This window comes from Streptomyces sp. NPDC002676, assembly GCF_053592455.1.
Genome location: NZ_JBSFVT010000003.1, coordinates 236,095 through 253,887, shown reverse-complemented (window position 1 = coordinate 253,887; position 17,793 = coordinate 236,095). Strand labels below are relative to the sequence as shown.

Annotated in this window: 15 protein-coding genes; 10 read left to right on the top strand and 5 right to left on the bottom strand. The window is 74.7% G+C overall.

Annotated elements, in window-relative coordinates; genetic code table 11:
• The first annotated feature begins 208 nt into the window (after positions 1-208).
• A complete protein-coding gene (locus ACWD3E_RS11485; RefSeq protein WP_451387325.1) occupies positions 209-1,039 on the top strand; it encodes a hypothetical protein in 831 nt (276 codons plus the stop codon).
• Here ACWD3E_RS11485 and ACWD3E_RS11480 read toward each other — a convergent pair.
• Entirely contained in the window at positions 930-2,222 is a 1,293-nt protein-coding gene (locus ACWD3E_RS11480) for an MFS transporter (protein WP_451387324.1), read from the bottom strand. The two genes, ACWD3E_RS11485 and ACWD3E_RS11480, sit on opposite strands and share 110 nt — an antisense overlap.
• A gap of 47 nt (positions 2,223-2,269) precedes the next feature.
• On the opposite strand from ACWD3E_RS11480, the gene pdxR reads away from it, so the two are divergent.
• Both pdxR and ACWD3E_RS11470 read left to right on the top strand, forming a co-directional pair.
• Positions 2,270-3,679: a MocR-like pyridoxine biosynthesis transcription factor PdxR gene (gene pdxR, locus ACWD3E_RS11475; protein WP_451387323.1), complete on the top strand. Its 1,410-nt coding sequence runs from the start codon at positions 2,270-2,272 to the stop codon at positions 3,677-3,679.
• 26 nt (positions 3,680-3,705) lie between these two features.
• A complete protein-coding gene (locus ACWD3E_RS11470) occupies positions 3,706-4,455 on the top strand; it encodes a maleylpyruvate isomerase family mycothiol-dependent enzyme (RefSeq protein ID WP_451387322.1) in 750 nt (249 codons plus the stop codon).
• A gap of 4 nt (positions 4,456-4,459) precedes the next feature.
• Here ACWD3E_RS11470 and ACWD3E_RS11465 read toward each other — a convergent pair whose 3' ends face one another.
• A complete protein-coding gene (locus ACWD3E_RS11465) occupies positions 4,460-5,803 on the bottom strand; it encodes a helix-turn-helix domain-containing protein (RefSeq protein WP_451387321.1) in 1,344 nt (447 codons plus the stop codon).
• 111 nt (positions 5,804-5,914) lie between these two features.
• Here ACWD3E_RS11465 and ACWD3E_RS11460 point away from each other — a divergent pair, with 111 nt between their 5' ends.
• The 3 genes from ACWD3E_RS11460 (at position 5,915) to ACWD3E_RS11450 (ending at position 9,478) form a co-directional block, all read left to right on the top strand.
• On the top strand, positions 5,915-6,139 hold the full coding sequence (locus ACWD3E_RS11460; RefSeq protein ID WP_451387676.1) for a hypothetical protein: 225 nt from the start codon (positions 5,915-5,917) through the stop codon (positions 6,137-6,139).
• 368 nt (positions 6,140-6,507) lie between these two features.
• A complete protein-coding gene (locus ACWD3E_RS11455; protein ID WP_451387320.1) occupies positions 6,508-8,184 on the top strand; it encodes an LCP family protein in 1,677 nt (558 codons plus the stop codon).
• 49 nt (positions 8,185-8,233) lie between these two features.
• Positions 8,234-9,478 carry an amidohydrolase gene (locus ACWD3E_RS11450; protein ID WP_451387319.1) on the top strand — a complete coding sequence of 415 codons (1,245 nt, stop codon included), beginning with the start codon at positions 8,234-8,236 and terminating at the stop codon, positions 9,476-9,478.
• A gap of 10 nt (positions 9,479-9,488) precedes the next feature.
• Here ACWD3E_RS11450 and ACWD3E_RS11445 read toward each other — a convergent pair whose 3' ends face one another.
• Together ACWD3E_RS11445 and ACWD3E_RS11440 are read right to left on the bottom strand one after the other, a co-directional pair.
• On the bottom strand, positions 9,489-10,589 hold the full coding sequence (locus ACWD3E_RS11445) for a hypothetical protein (RefSeq protein ID WP_451387318.1): 1,101 nt from the start codon (positions 10,587-10,589) through the stop codon (positions 9,489-9,491).
• A 60-nt stretch (positions 10,590-10,649) separates the two neighbouring features.
• Positions 10,650-11,843 carry a PP2C family protein-serine/threonine phosphatase gene (locus ACWD3E_RS11440; protein ID WP_451387655.1) on the bottom strand — a complete coding sequence of 398 codons (1,194 nt, stop codon included), beginning with the start codon at positions 11,841-11,843 and terminating at the stop codon, positions 10,650-10,652.
• 119 nt (positions 11,844-11,962) lie between these two features.
• Here ACWD3E_RS11440 and ACWD3E_RS11435 point away from each other — a divergent pair, with 119 nt between their 5' ends.
• The gene (locus ACWD3E_RS11435; protein WP_451387317.1) at positions 11,963-12,415 is read left to right on the top strand and encodes a hypothetical protein; all 453 of its coding nucleotides are present in this window, start codon (positions 11,963-11,965) and stop codon (positions 12,413-12,415) included.
• Positions 12,416-12,650: 235 nt separating this feature from the next.
• Positions 12,651-13,601 (top strand): hypothetical protein, encoded by a 951-nt coding sequence (locus ACWD3E_RS11430; protein ID WP_451387316.1) that lies wholly within the window; start codon positions 12,651-12,653, stop codon positions 13,599-13,601.
• Here the strand turns inward: ACWD3E_RS11430 and ACWD3E_RS11425 are convergent.
• A complete protein-coding gene (locus ACWD3E_RS11425; protein ID WP_451387315.1) occupies positions 13,492-14,859 on the bottom strand; it encodes an aminotransferase-like domain-containing protein in 1,368 nt (455 codons plus the stop codon). The genes ACWD3E_RS11430 and ACWD3E_RS11425 overlap by 110 nt on opposite strands.
• Positions 14,860-14,947: 88 nt before the next feature.
• Between ACWD3E_RS11425 and ACWD3E_RS11420 the strand changes: the two genes are divergently transcribed.
• The gene (locus tag ACWD3E_RS11420; RefSeq protein WP_451387314.1) at positions 14,948-15,745 is read left to right on the top strand and encodes an alpha/beta fold hydrolase; all 798 of its coding nucleotides are present in this window, start codon (positions 14,948-14,950) and stop codon (positions 15,743-15,745) included.
• Positions 15,746-15,782: 37 nt separating this feature from the next.
• Complete coding sequence (locus tag ACWD3E_RS11415) at positions 15,783-17,747, top strand: FUSC family protein (RefSeq protein WP_451387313.1); 1,965 nt, start codon at positions 15,783-15,785, stop codon at positions 17,745-17,747.
• Positions 17,748-17,793 lie beyond the last annotated feature (46 nt).

The following is a 17,793-nucleotide window of genomic DNA, read 5'->3' as shown; positions in this document are numbered from 1 at the left end:
GCTGCATACGGCGACCGTAACAGGGCCCGAACCGGCAGGGCGAGGCATTTTCCGCAGCCCCCGACCGCGCCCCCGGGCCACCGCCCCCCTCACCCATACGGACCGGACCGCTGGTGACCGCCCGTGCCCGGTGGTGCCGTGAGAGAAGGCACCCCGCACGCCCGTCGGCAGGCACCCCACTGCCCCGGCCCGCCCAGGAGGCACCCCGATGACCGCCCCCCTACGCCCCCCTGGCATACGCCCCTCAGGCATACGTCCCCCCAGCCCGCGGGGCCGTGTCCGCCTCCATCTCGCTCTCACCGCCACCGGCCTCCTCGCCCTGGGCGCCTGCGCCGCCCTGGCCCTCGGGCACCCGTCGACCGCCCCGCAGCCCCTGCCGACCATCGACCGGGCCTCGCCCGGGCCCAACGGGTCGGCCCGCGCGGGCGGCTCCGGCCTCACCGACGCCCAGGCGCAGGCCGCACTCCTCACCGAGGCCGACCTGGGCGCCCCCTGGTCGGCGACGCGCGGCGCGGCCGTCTGGCGGGACGGGCTGCTGAAGGCGACCACCACGGCGGGCGAGTGCCAGCGGCTGCTCGACGCGCTCTACACCGACGAACTCCTCGGCGGCCCGCCCCAGGCGGCTGTCGGCCTGGACAACGCCGACACCAACGCCCAGCTCCGCTACCAGATCGGCGCGCGCCGCCCGTCGGACGTCGACGCCATGCTGGGCTGGCTGAAGACCATGCCGGCCAAGTGCGCCCGCTTCACGGCCACCACGCAGGGCGGCGACGTCGAGGACGTCCAGGTCACCGACGCCCCGCTGCCGAAGGCCGGCAACGCACGCCAGGGCCTGCACGTCACCCTCGCCTCGACGACACAGGACGGCGACCAGTCCGTCCTCACCCTGGACGTGGCCGCCGTCCGGGTCGGCCAGGACGCCTTCGCCCTCACCAACGGCGGCCTGGGCGACGTCCCCAACGACGCGACCCAGGCCGCCGTCCAGATCGGCGCCCTGCGCCTGGCGGACATACGGAAACAGGGGCGTGCGCAGGTGTGAGGAGCCTGGTCGCGGCGCGCCGGTCGCGCCGGGCCGGGGCCAGCGCGGTCAGCATCGCGGCACCGGTCAGGGCGAAGGCCCAGGGGTAGCCGGTCCCGGCCGCGAGCCAGCCGAAGGCGACCGCGCCGGCGCCCATACCGGCGTCGTAGGCGAAGTTCCACAGCGCGCTGACGGCGCCGTAGCCCGCGGCGGGCACGCGCGCGAACATCAGCGTCAGCGTGGCGTTCTGGGCGATGCCGAAGCCGAAGCCGAACACACCGACCCCGGCGACGACGGCCACCGCGCTCCCGGTCAGCGCCGTCAGCAGCGTGCCGGCGGCCGACAGCAGCAGGCCCGGCAGCACGAGGCGGGCGGGGCCGTGCCGGTCCCCGTACCGCCCGGCGATCCAGCGGGCCAGCGTGGCCGCCGCGGTCTGGGCGAACAGCGCCACGGCGACCAGGCCCGTGGCCGAGGCGGGGACGGCAAGCGGCAGGAAGGTGACGACGATCCCCCCGGCGACGGCCGTGACCGCGAACACCACGGCAGGGCGCCGCAGTCCGGCCGTGCGCAGCCCTTCGGTGACGCCCACGGGCCGCCCCGACGCGCTGATCCGGTCGGGCATGGCAGGCACCACGAGGAGCGCGGCGAGCGCGGCCACGGCCGCGGCCGTGAAGACCGCCCCGTAGCCCGCGTGCGCGGCCAGCCACACCCCCAGCGGCAGCGCGACGAGCGAGGGCACCCCGCCCACGACGCCGACCAACGCCAGCCCCTCGCCACGCCGTTCGGCCGGGATGAGCGACGCCGTCAGCGCACCGCCCGCGACCACGTTGAAGGCGAAACCCAGTCCGCGCAGCAGGCAGACCGCGACGATCCACCACAGGTTCCGGGAGAACGGCAGGGCCAGCGCCGGCACACCCATCAGCCCCAGGCCGACGGCCAGCACGGCGCGGTAGCCCCAGCGGTCGACCAGGGCGGGCGTCGCCAGTTCGCCCACCACCGTCGCCAGCATCAGCGCGCCGGTGGCCAGCCCGGCCGCCCAGCCGCCCCCGCCGCCGGTCGTGGCGTAGCCGGGGACGACCGACAGCAGCAGGTTGAAGCTGGTCGAGGTGCCCAGGATGGACACGAAGCGCAGCAGCAACGGGCGGGTGAGCAGGGGTGGTTGGGGAACGGTCGGCAGGGAGGCGGACTCCGGCGGTCTGGTCACGGCAGGACGCTAAGCGGGCGTCCGGCTCGCCGGTAAGCTCCGGTTCCATGCCGCTGGAGTGGTCCAGTTCTCCGCCCGAGCTGCTGCTGGCCGTCGACCGGACCAGCGGCCGGCCGCTGCGCGCGCAGCTGGAGCACGGGCTGCGTGACGCGATCCGCACCGGCCGTCTGCGGGTCGGCGAGCGGCTGCCGTCCTCCCGGGAACTCGCCCGCACGCTCGGCCTCTCGCGCGGCCTGGTGCAGGAGTGCTACGCCCAGCTCCTCGCCGAGGGCTACCTGGTGACCCGCCCCGGCTCCGCCACCCGCGTGGCCGCCGGCGCCGCGGCACCACCCGGCGCCGTACCGCCACGCACCGCGGCCCCGCGCCTGCTGGCCGACTTCCGCTGGGGCGTACCGGACCTGGGTTCCTTCCCGGTCCAGGACTGGCTCTGGGCCACGCGCGAGGCGGCCCGCGCCATGCCCACCGCGGAGTTCGACTACGGCGACCCGCGCGGCGGCGCGGTCCTGCGCGAGGTGCTGGCCGGGTACCTGCGGCGGGTGCGCGCCGCGGCGGCCGGCCCGGAGCACCTCGTCGTCTGCAACGGCTATGCCCAGGGGCTCGGCCTCGCCCTCCGCGTCCTCGCGGACGGCGGCGTACGGACCGTCGCCCACGAGGACCCCGGCTCACCCGGTACCGTCGGCGCCGCCGCGGCGGCAGCGGGGCTGCGGGCGGTTCCCGTACCGGTCGACGCGCACGGCATCGACGTACGCGCCCTGGCCGCGACCGACGCCCGCGCCGTCGTGGTCACCCCGGCCCACCAGTGGCCGACCGGCGTCGCCCTCGCCCCGGAACGCCGGCTGGCCCTGATCGAGTGGGCCAGGGAGCGCGACGCGTTCGTCATCGAGGACGACTACGACGCCGAGTTCCGCTACGACCGCGAACCGGTCGGCGCGCTCCAGGGCCTGGCCCCCGACCGGGTCGTCTCGCTGGGCACGGTGAGCAAATCCCTCGCCCCCGCCCTGCGCATCGGCTGGATGGTCTGCCCTCCGGCGCTCGCGGAACCGCTCACCGAACACAAGCACCGCAGCGACCGCGGCACCCCTACGCTCGACCAGCTCGCCCTGGCCCGGCTGATCGAGTCCGGCCGCTTCGACCGCCACCTGCGCCGCATGCGCGCCACCTACGCGGCCCGCCGCACCACCCTGCTCGCCGCGCTCGCCGAACATGCCCCCGGGCTGCCGGTCACCGGCCTCGCCGCCGGCTTCCACGCCGTCGCCCACCTGCTCGCGGGCGCCGACGAACACCACGTCGTCACCTCCGCCCGGGCCCGGTCCGTCGGCCTCTACGGCATGAGCGCCTGCCGCGCCGCGCGCGCTTCCTCGCCCGCGCAACTCGTCCTGGGCTTCGGCAACGTCGGCGAGCGGGCGATCACCGAGGGCGTCGCGGCCGTCGGCCACCTGCTGACCGACCGGCTGTAGAGCGGCGGGCCGTAGAGTGCCCGCCCGTGACCGACACGACCGATCCCGACCGCGACGGCATCGCCCAACTCCTCGACGCCGTACGCGCCTCCGCCGCGCGCCTCGGCGACAGCCTCCACGCGCTGACCGACCTGACGGCCCGCGAACCTTCCGCGCTCCCCGGCTGGAGCCGCGGTCAGGTCCTCACCCACCTCGCCCGCAGCGCCGACGTCTACCGGTGGCTGCTGGCCCTGGCCCGCACCGGCACCGCGCCCGGGCTGCGGGCCGACGCCGCCGCCCTGGAGCGGGCGCTGCGCGAAGGCGCCGGGCGGGACGCGGCCGACCTCGTCGCGGACCTGCGCCGCAGCCTGGACGGGCTGCTCGACGCGGCGGCGGCCATGCCCGCCGAGCGCTGGCCCACGTTGGTCTCCGCCCTCGCGGGCTGGCGGCACCCCGCCTGGTACACCCTCCACCGGGCCCGGCGCGAGCTGGAGACCCACCACGTCGACCTGGACCTCGGCCACACCGCCGCCGACTGGCCCGCCGACTACGTCACCTGGGCCCTCGACGAGACCGTCGCCGCCCTGACCGCACGGGGCTTCCCCGTGGCCCGCATCGAGGCGACCGACCTCGGCCGCGCCTGGACCCTCGCCCCGGCCGGCCCCACGGCCACCGGCCCCGGCCACGCACTCCTCGCCTGGCTCACCGGCCGCGGGCCGGACACCCCCCTCCGGTCGGACCTTCCGCTGCCGGGCCCGCCGGCGTGGCCGCAGCCGCCGGTGCCCGGCTGGGGCTGACCCCTCACAGCGGAGGCTGTGCCGGGGCCGGGCCCAGGGTGGTCGTGCCGGGGGCGGTGCGGTGGCCCAGGCCGGTGCGGTAGGCGTCCAGGGCCGCCTCCACGCGGCCCGTACGGCGCAGCAGGTCGCCGAGGAGGCGGCACAGGTCGGCGAGGTCACCCGCGGCCCCGGCACGTTCCAGGAGGCTGAGGGCGCGGACGTAGTGCTCCTCGGCGGCCTCGGTGTCCCGGGTGTCCTCGGCGATGATGCCGAGCAGGCGGTGGGCCGCGGCGGCGTGGACGGCGCCGCGCTCGGAGGAGAAGTCGCCGAGGACGCCGGAGAGGAGTCCGGCGGCCTCCGCGGACTTGCCCCGGCGGTGCAGGACGTCGGCCAGTTCCACCGCGGCCTGGCTGCGGTAGAGGGCGGCGTGGGACTCCGAGAGCATGGCGAGGGCCTGCCGCAACTCGGTTTCGGCGCGCTCCAGTTCGCCGTGCTGGGCGTACACGTAGCCGCGCATCCAGTGGCAGTTGGCCAGCTCGGTACGGAGCCGCAGCTGGCGGTAGAGCTCGGCGGCCTTGGCGAGGGAGGCGTCGGCCTCAGCGAGCCGGCCCTCGGCGAGCAGGGTGCGGGCCACCGCGCGGTGCATCCGGGCGATCAGCGCGGGGTCGGCGGCCCGCGGGGCGAGCGCCAGGGCGAACTCGGCGGCCTGGGCGGCGCGGGCGTGCGCGCCCATGTCCATGTAGGGGCCGATGACGCTGGCGTAGAGGAGGAGCAGCGCGTCGGGGTCGTGCAGGCCGCCGCGGTTCAGTTCGTCGAGGGTGGTTTCCAGCAGGTAGACGGCGTACCGGAGCTCACCGGCGAGGTAGTGGGAGACCGCCCGGCCGCGTACGGCGGGCACGCGCACCGGCAGGGACTGGCCGGCCAGCTGCTCCTCGGCCCGCTCGAAGCACTCCCGCGCCCTGCCCAACTCGCCCGTTTCCAGGGTGCATTCGCCGAGCCCGAGCAGCGCGGCGGTCTGCTCGGCGGCGAGCCCGTGGGTCTCCGCCTCGGCGAGCAGGACGGCGTACTGCACGGCGGCCTCCTCGGCCCTGCCGTCGGCGAGGGTGCGCTGCGCCTCGGTGAGCCGCAGCCGGAGGTCGGTGGCCAGGTGGGCCGGGCGGCCCACGGTCAGCTCCTCGAAAGTCACTCCGAGACGGCTCGCGATGTGCCGGAGCGCCTCGTCCGAGGCCCGCACCCGGCCCGCCTCCACGGTGGAGATGTAGGCGGGCGTATAGGCAGGCTCCGCCAACTGCCTTTGTGTCAGGCCATGTCGGGTGCGCAGCTGCTGCACGCGCCGCCCTATGACCCCCGGATCGTCTCGTTCCCGCATCGACGTTCGCCCCCAACTCCCTTTGTGCCCCTTGCCGTTCGACTCAGGCAGCCCCTAGGTTAAACGGCGGATTAAGCATGCTTAACAGGCCGCTGTTGTAGCGAGGTCGCCGTGCACGGACGTACATCCGCACCCGACGGACGCCCCACCGCACTCCCTGACTGCCGGCTCCCCCACCCCCGGCTCCGCGCCTGCGGGGGCGCCTCCACCGCCCGGGGCGTGGCCGCGGCCGTGATCGCCGTCGTCGCCCTGGTCGCGGCGGCGAACGCCGGCCCGGCCCGGGCGGCGGACCACACCCCGGCACCGGCGGCCGTCCGGTACGCGGGGCACCCGTAGCCGCGGCCCGCCGGGCGGGCCAGGACAGCTCCGGACGACCAACTCCCGCCAGTGCGACCGGACTTCGGCGACAGAAATCCGTGCCGCGGGAATCCGGCGGCGAAACATCCCGCGGGTAAAGCCCGCTCCAAACCATGGCCGCAATTCACCAGAAACTGGGCAAACCCCACGGTTGTACGGGAGTTACGTATCTCACACCGCTGTCGCCCGGCGTGGCGCCCCGTGGTTAGTCTGAGCGATCCGGTAACCCCGGCGCGGTGATCGCACCGATCAGCGGGCTGACCCCGGGAAACTCTCACCAGAGGCTCCCGGGGACGAGACGACGGGCGAGGCCACCTGTGCCTCATGAAGGTGGGAAGGGCACGGGTATGACGCGAAGCAGCCTGCACGGCGAAGGGGCTCCGCCGCGCGCCCGGCACGCCGGCACTCCCGACGGGGAGAGCGCGGACACGGCGTACGACGCCGAGGGCGAGGCAGGCAGCGACGGCACCCGGGCCACCGGACAGGGTCGGCACGGCGGGCGCCGAAGCGGAGGCAAGCGGCGGCCGGCGGCCCGCCGGGGCATGCGCATACTGCGCTGGTCGGCGCTGACCATGACGGTCCTGATACTCGGCACCGCGGGAGCGGGCTACCTCTACTACCAGCACCTCAACGACAACATCAAGAAGAAGAAGCTGAACATCGGCGACTACGCCGCCCCCGAGGCCACCCCGAACGCCGACGGCCAGACCCCGCTGAACATCCTGATGATCGGCTCGGACAGCCGGAACACCGCGAAGGACCTCGCACTCGGCGGCTCCAAGGGCGACGTGGGCCGCCCCCCGCTCGCCGACGTGCAGATGCTGGTGCACGTCTCGGCCGACCGCAGCAACATGTCCGTGGTCAGCCTCCCGCGCGACACGATGATCCCGATCCCCAGGTGCACCGACCCCGACACCGGCAAGAAGTACGAGCCGCTCTCCCTGTCGATGGCCAACGAGTCCCTGGGCCGCGGCGGACCGGGCTGCACGGTCTCCACCTGGGAGAAGCTCACCAAAATCCACATCGACCACTTCATGATGGTCGACTTCTCCGGGGTCGTGGACATGGCCGACGCCATCGGCGGCGTCCCGGTCTGCGTCAAGCAGAACGTGTGGTCGCACACCCCGGACGGGCACGGCTCGGGCCTGAAGCTGCCGGCGGGCACCACCCCGGTCAAGGGCAAGCAGGCCCTCCAGTGGCTGCGCACCCGCTACGGCTTCGAGGACGGCACCGACATCGGCCGCACCCACGCCCAGCACATGTACATGACCTCGATGGTCCGCCAGCTGCGCAAGGACGCGAAGCTGACCAACCCCGACGAGATGCGCAAGCTGGCGGAGGCCGCGACGAGTGCGCTGACCGTGGACCCGGGCCTCGGCACCGTCAAGAAGCTGTACGACCTCGCCGGGCAGCTGAAGGAGGTCCCCTCCAAGCGGATCACGATGACGACGCTGCCCGTTGTGGAGTGGTCGCAGGACACCGACCGGCGCGTGCCGAAGCCCGGGGACGCCGACGATCTCATCTCCATGGTCCGCGACGACACCCCGCTGGACGGCCGCGGCGCCAAGCAGAAGAGCGACGAGAAGACCGAGCCGACGTCCAAGGACCCGGCGGCCCCGGCCGGGGAGCTGGCCGTCCAGGTCCGCAACGGCACCGGTGCCGACGGCCAGGCCCCCGCGTTCCAGCGGGCCGGCGCGGTCCAGCAGGTCCTGCTGCAGAAGGGCTTCACCCGGGCGCTGGTGGACACCACTCCGGCCGCCGAGGCCAAGACGACGATCCTCTACCCCAGCGCCGACCTGGAGGGCGACGCCCAGTCCCTGGCCAAGGCGCTCGGGGTGCCGCTGGGCCAGGTACGCCAGTCGACGGACGTCTCGGGAGTCACGCTCGTCGTGGGTTCCGACTGGCGCACCGGCACCGCCTACCAGGCCGCGAAGAAGCCGACGAAGGCCCCCGACTCGGCGGCCGTCCTGCCCGGCGACAAGACGGACGCCTGCATGGACGTCCAGAAGGGCTTCACCTGGTGAGCCGTACTTCTCCTGGTGAGCCGGCGAGCCGCACCCCTACCCTGACTGCGTGACCTCTGCAGCCGCACGTACCGCGCTGGACCTCACCGCCGCCCTCCCGGCCCGGGACCTGGAGGACTTCTACCGCGATCTGCACCGCCACCCCGAACTGTCCCTGCGCGAGCACCGCACCGCCGCGAGGCTCGCCGGGCGCCTCAAGGACGCCGGGTTCGAGACCGCCGAGGGCGTCGGCGGCACCGGGGTGGTGGGGCGGCTGCGCAACGGGGACGGGCCGACCGTGCTGCTGCGCGCCGACATGGACGCGCTGCCGGTCAGGGAGGAGACCGGGCTGCCGTACGCCTCCGGCGCGGACGGGGTGATGCACGCCTGCGGGCACGATCTGCACGTCACCTGGCTGGCGGGGGCCGCGCGGGCACTGGCCGAGGGGCGGGAGACCTGGGCCGGCACCCTGCTGGTCGTGGGCCAGCCCGCCGAGGAGACCGGGCAGGGCGCGGCCCGGATGGTCGCCGACGGACTGTACGAGCGCTTCGGCCGCCCCGACGCACTGCTCGGCCAGCACGCGGCCCCCGGACCGGCGGGCCTGTACCCGCACGCACCCGGCCTGATCATGTCGGCGGCGACGGACGTGGACATCGTGGTGCACGGGCGGGGCGGGCACGGTTCCCGGCCGGAGTCGACCGTGGACCCGGTAGTGACCGCCGCCTACCTGGTGACGCGGCTGCAGACGATCGTCTCCCGGGAGGTGGCCGCGAACGAGTCCGTCGTGCTCACCGTGGGCCGGATCGAGGCGGGCACCCGGCACAACATCATCCCGTCCGAGGCGCGCATCGCGCTGAACCTGCGCACGCAGTCGGAGGAGGTGCGAAAGCGCATGCTGGCCGCGATCCGGCGCGTCGCGCAGGGCGAGTGCCTGGCCGCGGGCTGCCCGCGCGAGCCCGAGGTGACGATCGGCAACACGTTCCCGGTGACCGTCAACGACGCGGGCACCGACGCCACGGTGGCCGCGGTGCACGGCGAGGTCTTCGGCGCGGGCACGGTGTTCGACCCGGGCCCGGCGATGGGCAGCGAGGACTTCCCGCAGCTCGCGCTCGACGGCGCCATCCCGTACTCGTACTGGTTCGTGACGACCACCCCCGCCGAGGTGTGGGAACAGGCCCCCGGCGCCGGCTTCCCGGAGAAGTTCGCGGCCGTACCGAGCAACCACAGCCCGCACTTCGCCCCCGACCTGTCCACGGTCGCCCCCGGCGTCCGCACGCTGGTCTCCGGGGCACTGGCACTGCTGGCCCAGGCCTGACCCGGGGGCCCTAGGGAGCGGCCTGGAGTTCGCGCAGCTGCTGCCGTACGTTCTCCAGCGCTCCGTTCCGCCGGCCAGGCACGCGTAGGCGCAACTCCGCCAGGGCCGGGCCCAGTTCACGGGCACGGGCAGGGTCGTCGATCCGGCCCCACTGGTGGTGGGCCCGGTCCACGGCCGCCTCCACGGCGGGCGCGTCCACCGCCTGGCCCGCCGCCAGCCGGACCCCGGCGAGCGCGAGCCAGGTCTGGCAGCTGCGTACGGCGTCCCCGGCGAACATCGCGAGGTCCGCCCGGACTTCGGCCCAGTGCAGGGCCTCCTCGGAGGCGGGGCCATGGGAACGGACGGCAGCAGCTTCGTGCTGGGCGGCCAGGGCGTCGGCCTCGGGGTGCCGGCCGGCCCGGACCGCGGCGCTGATGGCGGCGTGGGGGTCGGCGACCGACCCGGGCGGCGGGGTGAACGGGGGTCGAGGGACGGAGCCCCCAGGGACGGTCAGCAGCAGATCACGACCCGCACTCGATTCCGCGATCCGCGCCAGCGCCTGCTCGTGCAGCTGCGCGAGGGACGGCCGGTGCCCGCTGCGCAGCAGGGTCGCCACCGCCTTCATGTACGCCGGCTCCCCGAGCCCCTTCCGCCCCGCCGCCGGAGGCACCACACGGCCGTACACCGCCGCGTTGCGCCCGGAGTCGAGCGGGCGCCCGGCCAGGTACTGCCAGGTCTCCGCGTCCGCGTGCAGGTCGACGATCAGCGCGGTGTCCGCGGCGGAACGCAGCCGCAGTTCCTCCCGGATCCAGTGCCAGGGCAGCGCGGTGTAGCGGACGGTCGCCGGGGTCGTACGGGCCAGCGCCAGATGCGGCAGCCGCTGACGGCGGTCCAGTTGCAGCTGGCCCGCGATGTACAGGGTGAGCGGCCCGGGGGCCGCCGCGGCGGCGCGCAGCCGGGTGAGGACGGCCTGCGGCTCCAGCGGGTCGGCGAGTTCGACCACGTTCGCGGTGTCGGTGCCGGCCAGCACGGCGGGGGCTACGGCGGCCAGGACCGGCAGCACACCGGCCGCGTCCACCAGGCGTCCTCGGCCCAGCGGCGAGGCCGCGAGCAGCAGCACGGTTCCAGGCATCGTCCCTCCCCCATCGATCTCCACTCAGCACCGTAGCCGCTGCTGCTGCAAACCGGCGCCTCAGGACTGCAAACGTCCCCCTTCGGGCCCTTCGCCCACCCCGCCGCGTGCCCGGCGGACCGCGAAGACCGTGGTGTCGTCCTCCAGCCGCCCCCCGCTGTGCCGCAGCACGCCGTCGCGCACCCGCCGTACCAGCCGCCGGGGTTCGGCCCGCCGCGGGTCGGCGCGGATCGCGCAGGCCACCTCCCGGGCCAACGGGTAGAACTCGCCGGGCCCGTTGCGCGCCTCGGTCACCCCGTCGGTGACCAGGAGCAGGGTCTCCTCGGCGGCCAGCGGCACCCGGTGCACGGGCGGCAGCCCGCCCACCAGGTCACAGAGGCCGAGCGGCAGCCCGCCGCCGGCGGGCAGCACACGGACGCCGTACGGCCCGACCGCGAGCGGCGGTTCGTGCCCGAAGTTGACGACTTCGACGACCGACTCGGCACCTTCACCCTCCCACCGCCGGGGAAAGCCGATCAGGACGGCCGTGGCGAACCGGTCCCCGTCGTCGCGCCCGAGCGCAGCGCTGTGCAACCGGTGCCGCAGCATCCGCACTTCGAGCCGCTCGGCGACGGTCGCCAGGTCCGCCTCGTGGTAGCCGGCCTCCCGGAAGGTGCCGAGCAGCGCGGCGGCCGTCTCCACCGCGCCGAGCCCCTTGCCCTGCACGTCACCGATGAGCACGCGGGTGCCGTGCGGGCTGGGCTGGATGTCGTAGAAGTCGCCGCCGACCCGGGCTTCGGTGTCGGCGGAGAGATAGACGGCCGCGTGCTCCAGGCCCGCCCACACCGGCGGCAGCAGGCGCAGCACCGTACGGCGGGTGGTCTCGACGATGTCCCGCATGTGCAGCATCCGCTGCTGGTCGCGGATCCGGACCGCGCAGGCGAAGGTGGCGAGGACGCCGCCGAGGGCGACCAGGAGGAAGTCGGGCAGCCCTGCGTGGTACCGGTCGGGCGAGACGGTGTCCACCACGAAGTAGGCCACCGTCGCCAGCACCGCGTACGCGGCGGTCGTCCACACCCCGCAGATCGCGGCGGCCGTGCCGGGCACGAGGACGGCCCAGGAGATGAACCGGAACCGCTCGCTGGTGAAGAGGTCGAGCACCGTGACCCCGGCGAGCAGCAGCAGTGGCGCCCAGGCGACACCGCGGCCCCTCACGCGCGGCAGCCGGCGCTGCGGCAGGACCTCGTCGTCGGGCGCGCCAACCAGGCCCTCCATGTCCTCAGCCAAGCACGGGACGGTACCGCCCGCATCCGGGCTCCCGTCCTGGCCGAGTTGCCGGGCCGTGCACCCAGGTGTGCCCTGGAAGGCGGGGGCGAGGAGAGAGGAGTGCTCTCATGGCTCAAGCGGCACCCGCACCCCGCGGGACAACGGCACCCGCGCCCGGCGGAGCCCGATCGCCGGACATCTTCGACGAGCGCACCCACGCGATCGCCCGGGTGACCGTGCCGGTCGCACTGGGACTGCTCTACGGCTACTGGGTGGCGGCCAACCACCGTGCCGGCGGCCCCATCACCGGCGGGAACCTGCTGCTCGGGTTCATCAGCGCACTCGTGTTCGCGGTGGTGTGCATGGGCCTGCTGTTCGTGGCCCCGCGGCTGAAGCGGGAGGTGCACGCACTGGCGTGGACGGCGTTCATCGGCTGCGCGTTCGGGTTCATGTACAACATGGGCGGCGGCTCGGTCCTCAGGTCCGCGGGCATGGCACTGGCGGTCTCCGCGGTCACCGTCACGGCGTTCTTCTACTGGTACTACACGCACGAGGACGCCGAAGGACACCGCGTCCGCTGAGGCGTACGCAGCAAAGAAGCGGACGACGGCCTGCGCGTGGGCCCCGGCCGGGGAAGGCCGGGGCCCACGCACTCCCCTGTGTTTCCCTCCTCACCAGCCGCCGAGCCAACCCCCGGCACTCGGCGACGTCCACCAACACCAGGAAACACCCGTTCGGGTGAACCCTCCACCGGAGCGCCGCCCGATTGCAGTCGTACCGCTCGCGCGGCGGCCTGCGGCGCACTTGCCTGGAAGAGTGCCCCCACGCCTCAGGAGCGCCCTGTCGGCCGTACTGCTCGCCCTGTCCTGCCTCCTCGCCCCGCTCGGCGTGCTGGCGGCCTGGGCGTCGTACGGGCTCACCGACACGGGCCGCTACGTCACCACGATGGCGCCCCTCGCCGCCGACCCGGACGTGCGGGAAGCCGTCGCGGACGCACTCGGTGACGGCATCCTGCGTGAGGTGGACCTGCACCTGGACGCGCGCCCGCTGCGCGGCTCCGTCCGCCCGTTCGTGCGCGAGGCGGTGCGCTCCTTCACCCAGACCCGCGCCTTCCGGCTGGCCTGGGACACCGGGAACCGGGTCACGCACGACGCCGTGCTGCGCGCCCTGCGCGAGGACCGCACGGAGGGCGACGACGGCGACCGGCCCGTCACCGTCGACCTCGCCCCCGTCACCGCGCAGGTCAAGAGCCAGCTCACCCACGACCATGTGCCGCTCGCCGCACGGATCCCGGTGCAACACACCGCGGTCGCCGTGCTCTCGGCGGACCGGCTGGCCCCGCTCCGAAAGGGGTTCCACGTGCTCGAAGTCGCCGGATTCTGGCTACCGGTGGCCGCCGTGGCGTTCGCCGTCGCCGGCATCGCGCTCGCCGTCCACCGCCGTCGCGCCATCGCGGCGACCGCGCTGGGCACGGCCCTGGGCGGCGCCCTGCTCGGCCTCGGCCTCGCCGCCGGCCGCGCCCTGACCCTCTCCGGCCTGCCCGCCGACGTGTCCCACCCGGCCGCGGGCGCCGTCTACGACGCTCTCACCGACACCCTGCGCACGGTCTCCTGGCTCCTGCTCGCCCTCGGCCTCGCGGTGGCCCTGACGGCCTGGCTCACCCGGTACCTGCGGTACCTCCGGCCGGGCCGCCCCGCGCGACGCGGGCCAGAGTCCGCAGCGCCCGAACCAGCTCCGGCTCAGGCGCCGACCCGAGCCCGAGTCTGACCGCGTCCGGGGTCCGGCTGGGGTCGACCGAGAAGGCCGTACCCGGCGTGACCGCGATCCCGTGCGCCCGCGCGGCGGCCGTGAAGGTGTCCGCCCGCCACGGCGCGGGCAGTTCCCACCAGGCGAAGTAGCCGCCCGGATCGGACCGTACGGCGAACCCGGCCAGCTCCTGGGCGGCCAGCCGCTGCCGCCGCTCCGCCTGCCGCCGCTTGGCGGCCGTCAGCCGGTGCACGGTGCCGTCTCCGATCCACCGCACGGCGGCCTCCAGCGCGAACGAGCCCGCGCTCCACCCACCGGACCGGATGGCCCGCTCCACCGCCTCGACCCGCCCGGCCGGTACGACGACGAACCCGACCGTGAGCCCCGGCGCGACCCTCTTCGACAACCCGTCCACGGCATGCCCGAGTTCGGGTACCAGAGTGCTGAACGACGGCTCGCCGCCGGGCCGCAGAAAGGACCAGATCCGGTCCTCCACGACCGGTATCTCCAATCGACTTGTGACCTCGGCCAGTTGAGCGCGCCGCTCCGGGCCGATGGTGAGGGAGGTCGGATTGTGCAGGGTCGGCTGGAGGTAGAGGGCGGACAGGGGAGCGCTGCGGTGAGCGGCAACGACGGACTCGGGCAGCGGCCCGTCCGCGTCCGTGGCGAGCGGGACCAGGACAAGGCCGAGCCGGGCCGCGATCTCCTTGACCAGCGGATACGTCAGCGGTTCGACACCGACCCGGCCGCCAGGCCGGACCAGCGAGGCGAGCGTGGCGGCGATGGCCTGGCGGGTGTTGCCGGTGAAGAGGACGCAAGCCGGGTCGGTCCGCGGCCCTCCGATGGGCCTTCCGCCGTCGAGCAGCCCGGCGACCGCCTCCCGGGCCGCCCCGGTGCCGGTGGCCGCGGCCGGGCGCAGCGCCGACCCGAGCGCGTCCGGCCGCAGCAGCGGGGCGAGGGCCGGGGCCAGCAGCTCCGACTGACCGGGCGCGGACGGGTAGTTCAGCTCCAGGTTCACGGGGGCGACACCGGCCGCCTCGGTCAGCGCGCGCCCCGGCTGCCCGTCCGGCTCGGTCGCCCGCACGAACGTGCCGCGCCCGACCTCGCCCACCACCAGTCCCCGGCGCACGAGTTCGGCGTACACCCGCCCCGCCGTCGAGGGCGCGATCCCGCGCCGCCGGGCGAACACCCGCTGCGGCGGCAGCCGTTGCCCCGGCCGCAGCCGTCCGCCGTTGATGTCGTCCGCTATCCGGTCGGCGATACGCCGGTAGTCCCCCACAAGTCCCCCTTTGCCAAGGCGCGTTGGATTGCACCGAGGGCAAAGATTTTATTGCCCCGAGCGAGGGCGGCACCCTAGGGTCGATCACATGCCCCCGTTCCTCACATACACTCACAAATCCCCCGCAACCCCTGCCACTCCCGCCCGGACCCCCCTGGTCCTGATCCACGGCCACCCCTTCGACCGCACGATGTGGGACCCGCAGCTGGCGGGGTTCTCCACCGCCCGCCGGGTGATCGCCCCCGACCTGCGCGGCTACGGCGCCTCTCCCGTGACCCCCGGCACGGTCCCGCTCTCCCGCCACGCCGAGGACATCGAGGAGCTGCTGGACACCCTCGGCGTGGACACGTTCGTCCTCGCCGGCCTGTCCATGGGCGGCCAGATCGTCATGGAGTGCTACGACCGCTTCGGCGACCGCGTCCGGGGCCTGGTCCTCGCGGACACCTTCCCCGCCCCGGAGACCCCCGAGGGCAGGCTCGGCCGGCGCGCGATGGCCGACCGGCTGCTGGCAAAGGGCATGCGCGGCTACGCCGACGAGGTCCTGGAGAAGATGGTCGCCCCCTACGCCGACCCGGCCGTCAAGGCCCACGTCCACCGCATGATGACGGCCACCGCCCCAGAGGGCGCCGCGGCGTCCCTGCGCGGCCGGGCAGAACGCCCCGACTACCGCGACCTGTTGACGAGGGTGACGGTCCCCGCGCTGGTCGTGGTGGGCACCGACGACACGTACACCCCGGTCGCGGACGCCGAGGCGATGCACGCGGCCCTGCCGGACTCCGAGCTGTGCGTCATCGCTGGGGCGGCCCACATGCCGAATCTGGAGCGCCCGGAGGAGTTCAACGGGGCGCTGGAGAAGTTCCTGGCGAGGGTGGACGCCCGCTCGTAGACCAACCCGAACCGCCTCCACCAGCCATAATGGCCACATGCCCCGCGAGTTCCCCATCGGCCTGACCCCTCCCGACTGGCTGGTCCGGAACCTCCAAACGCAGCAGGCGCCGGTCAACTGGCCGGCGGTGGCCCGGGCGGCCGTGGCCATGGCCCTCCCCCTGGCCATCGGACTCGCCGCGGGACGCCCCGGTTACGGCGCGCTCGCCTCCATGGGCGCCCTGTCCGGCGTCATCGGCGACACCGCCGACGCCTACCGCATGCGCATCTTCAACATCGCCGTCCCGCAGCTCTTCGGCGCGGTGGGCGTGACCCTGGGCTTCCTGGTCTTCGGCCACGGCTGGTACGCGGTGGCGGCGGTCACCGGGGTGGCCCTCGTCTCCGGGATGATCTCGACGATCGGCGCGGTCGCCTCGGTCTCCGGGCTGCTGCTCCTGCTCGACTGCGTGATCGGCGCGGGCCTTCCGCTGCCCGGCCCCTGGTGGCTCGCCCCGGCCCTGATGACCGGCGGCGGCCTCCTCGTCCTGCTGCTGGCCCTGCTGGCCTGGCCGCTGCGCTCGGGCGTCCCCGAACGCGCGGCGGTGGCGGACACGTACCGCGCGGCGGCAGCCCTCCTGGCGGCCTCAGGCACCGGGGAGAGCGGGGATTACGACGAGGCCCGCCGGGCCGTCACCCAGTCCCTGAACCAGTCGTACGACCTGATCCTCGCCCGGCGCGCCCGCCACCACGGCCGCAGCCCCGACCTGACCCGCCTGCTGGCCGAGCTGAACGCGATCACCCCGGTGCTGGAAGCGGCCCCGGCGGCACACCTGTACGGCCGCCCGCTCCCTGCGGAGATACCCGAGGCGGTCCGCCGCCTGGCCCAGGCCATCGAGACGGGCGACAAGGCCCCCACAGCCCTCCCGTCCCTCCCCGTGCCCACGACGGAGACGGCCAGGGCCGTGGACCACGCGCTGCGGCACGCGGCCAAGGTCGTCGCCGTGCCCGACGTGGACCCCCGGGGCATCGACGACCGCCTGGGCCGCCCCGCCACGCTGAGCATCCGTACGGCTCGGGCCACCCGCAACGTCATGCTCTCCGCCAACTCCTGGCGCTACGGCCTGCGCCTGGCCCTGTGCATCGGCATCGCCCAGGCCCTGGTCTCCCTGATCCCGGTACCGCGCTCGTACTGGGTCGCCCTGACCATCACCTTCGTCCTCAAGCCCGACTTCGGCTCGGTCTTCTCCCGGGCCCTGCTGCGCGCGCTCGGCACGGTGGCGGGACTGGTGATCGCGGCGGCGGTGCTGGCGGAGGTGCCGCGCGGCTGGGCGGACGTACCGGCGCTGCTGCTCCTGGCCCCGCTGATCCCGGCCCTGACCCCGCGAGGCTACGGCTACCAGACCGCCGCCATCACCCCGGCGATCCTCGTCCTCTCCGACATCCTGAACCACAAGGGAACGGCCCTGCTGCTCCCCCGCCTGCTCGACTCCCTGATCGGCTGCGCGATCGCCCTGGTCGTCGGCTACCTGCTCTGGCCGGAGAGCTGGCACAGCCGGGTGGGCGACCGTCTGGCGGACGCGGTGGCGGACATGGCGCGCTATGTGGAAACGGCGTTCGCGGAGCCGCCCGGGGACGCCGGACCGGACGCGGCGGCGGCACGGGCCCGCATGCGCCGCCGCCTCTACCGCAACCTGTCGGTCATCCGCACGGAGTTCCAGCGGGCCCTGACCGAACCGCCGCCGATGGGCCGCCGGGCGACGGCCTGGTGGCCGCTGGTGGTCGCGGTGGAACGCATCGTGGACGCGACGACGGCGGCCCGCGTCCGCGTCATCCACGGCGCCCCGCCCCCGTCCCCGTCCGAAATCGCCCAGGTGGCCCTGCAATTGAGGGAGCTTTCGGAGGGCGTGCGCCAGGCCGACACCCTGATCGCGGTCCGCACGGACCTGACGGGGCCGTCGGGCAGTGTGCTGGAACCTTTGCGCCAGGAGGTGGCGGCGGCCAGGGCTATCGCGTCACCGCACTGAGATCGTCATCTGGGGCCGCTAACCTTACGTGTCCGTCCTGGCCAGG

Bases quoted from the DNA above. Each gene is read 5' to 3' on its own strand.
- ACWD3E_RS11420 (WP_451387314.1), top strand. From the start codon at position 14,948: ATGCCCCCGTTCCTCACATACACTCACAAATCCCCCGCAACCCCTGCC.
- ACWD3E_RS11445 (WP_451387318.1), bottom strand. From the start codon at position 10,589: ATGCCTGGAACCGTGCTGCTGCTCGCGGCCTCGCCGCTGGGCCGAGGA.
- pdxR (WP_451387323.1), top strand. From the start codon at position 2,270: ATGCCGCTGGAGTGGTCCAGTTCTCCGCCCGAGCTGCTGCTGGCCGTC.
- ACWD3E_RS11465 (WP_451387321.1), bottom strand. From the start codon at position 5,803: ATGCGGGAACGAGACGATCCGGGGGTCATAGGGCGGCGCGTGCAGCAG.
- ACWD3E_RS11435 (WP_451387317.1), top strand. From the start codon at position 11,963: ATGGCTCAAGCGGCACCCGCACCCCGCGGGACAACGGCACCCGCGCCC.
- ACWD3E_RS11415 (WP_451387313.1), top strand. From the start codon at position 15,783: ATGCCCCGCGAGTTCCCCATCGGCCTGACCCCTCCCGACTGGCTGGTC.
- ACWD3E_RS11440 (WP_451387655.1), bottom strand. From the start codon at position 11,843: ATGGAGGGCCTGGTTGGCGCGCCCGACGACGAGGTCCTGCCGCAGCGC.
- ACWD3E_RS11485 (WP_451387325.1), top strand. From the start codon at position 209: ATGACCGCCCCCCTACGCCCCCCTGGCATACGCCCCTCAGGCATACGT.
- ACWD3E_RS11455 (WP_451387320.1), top strand. From the start codon at position 6,508: ATGACGCGAAGCAGCCTGCACGGCGAAGGGGCTCCGCCGCGCGCCCGG.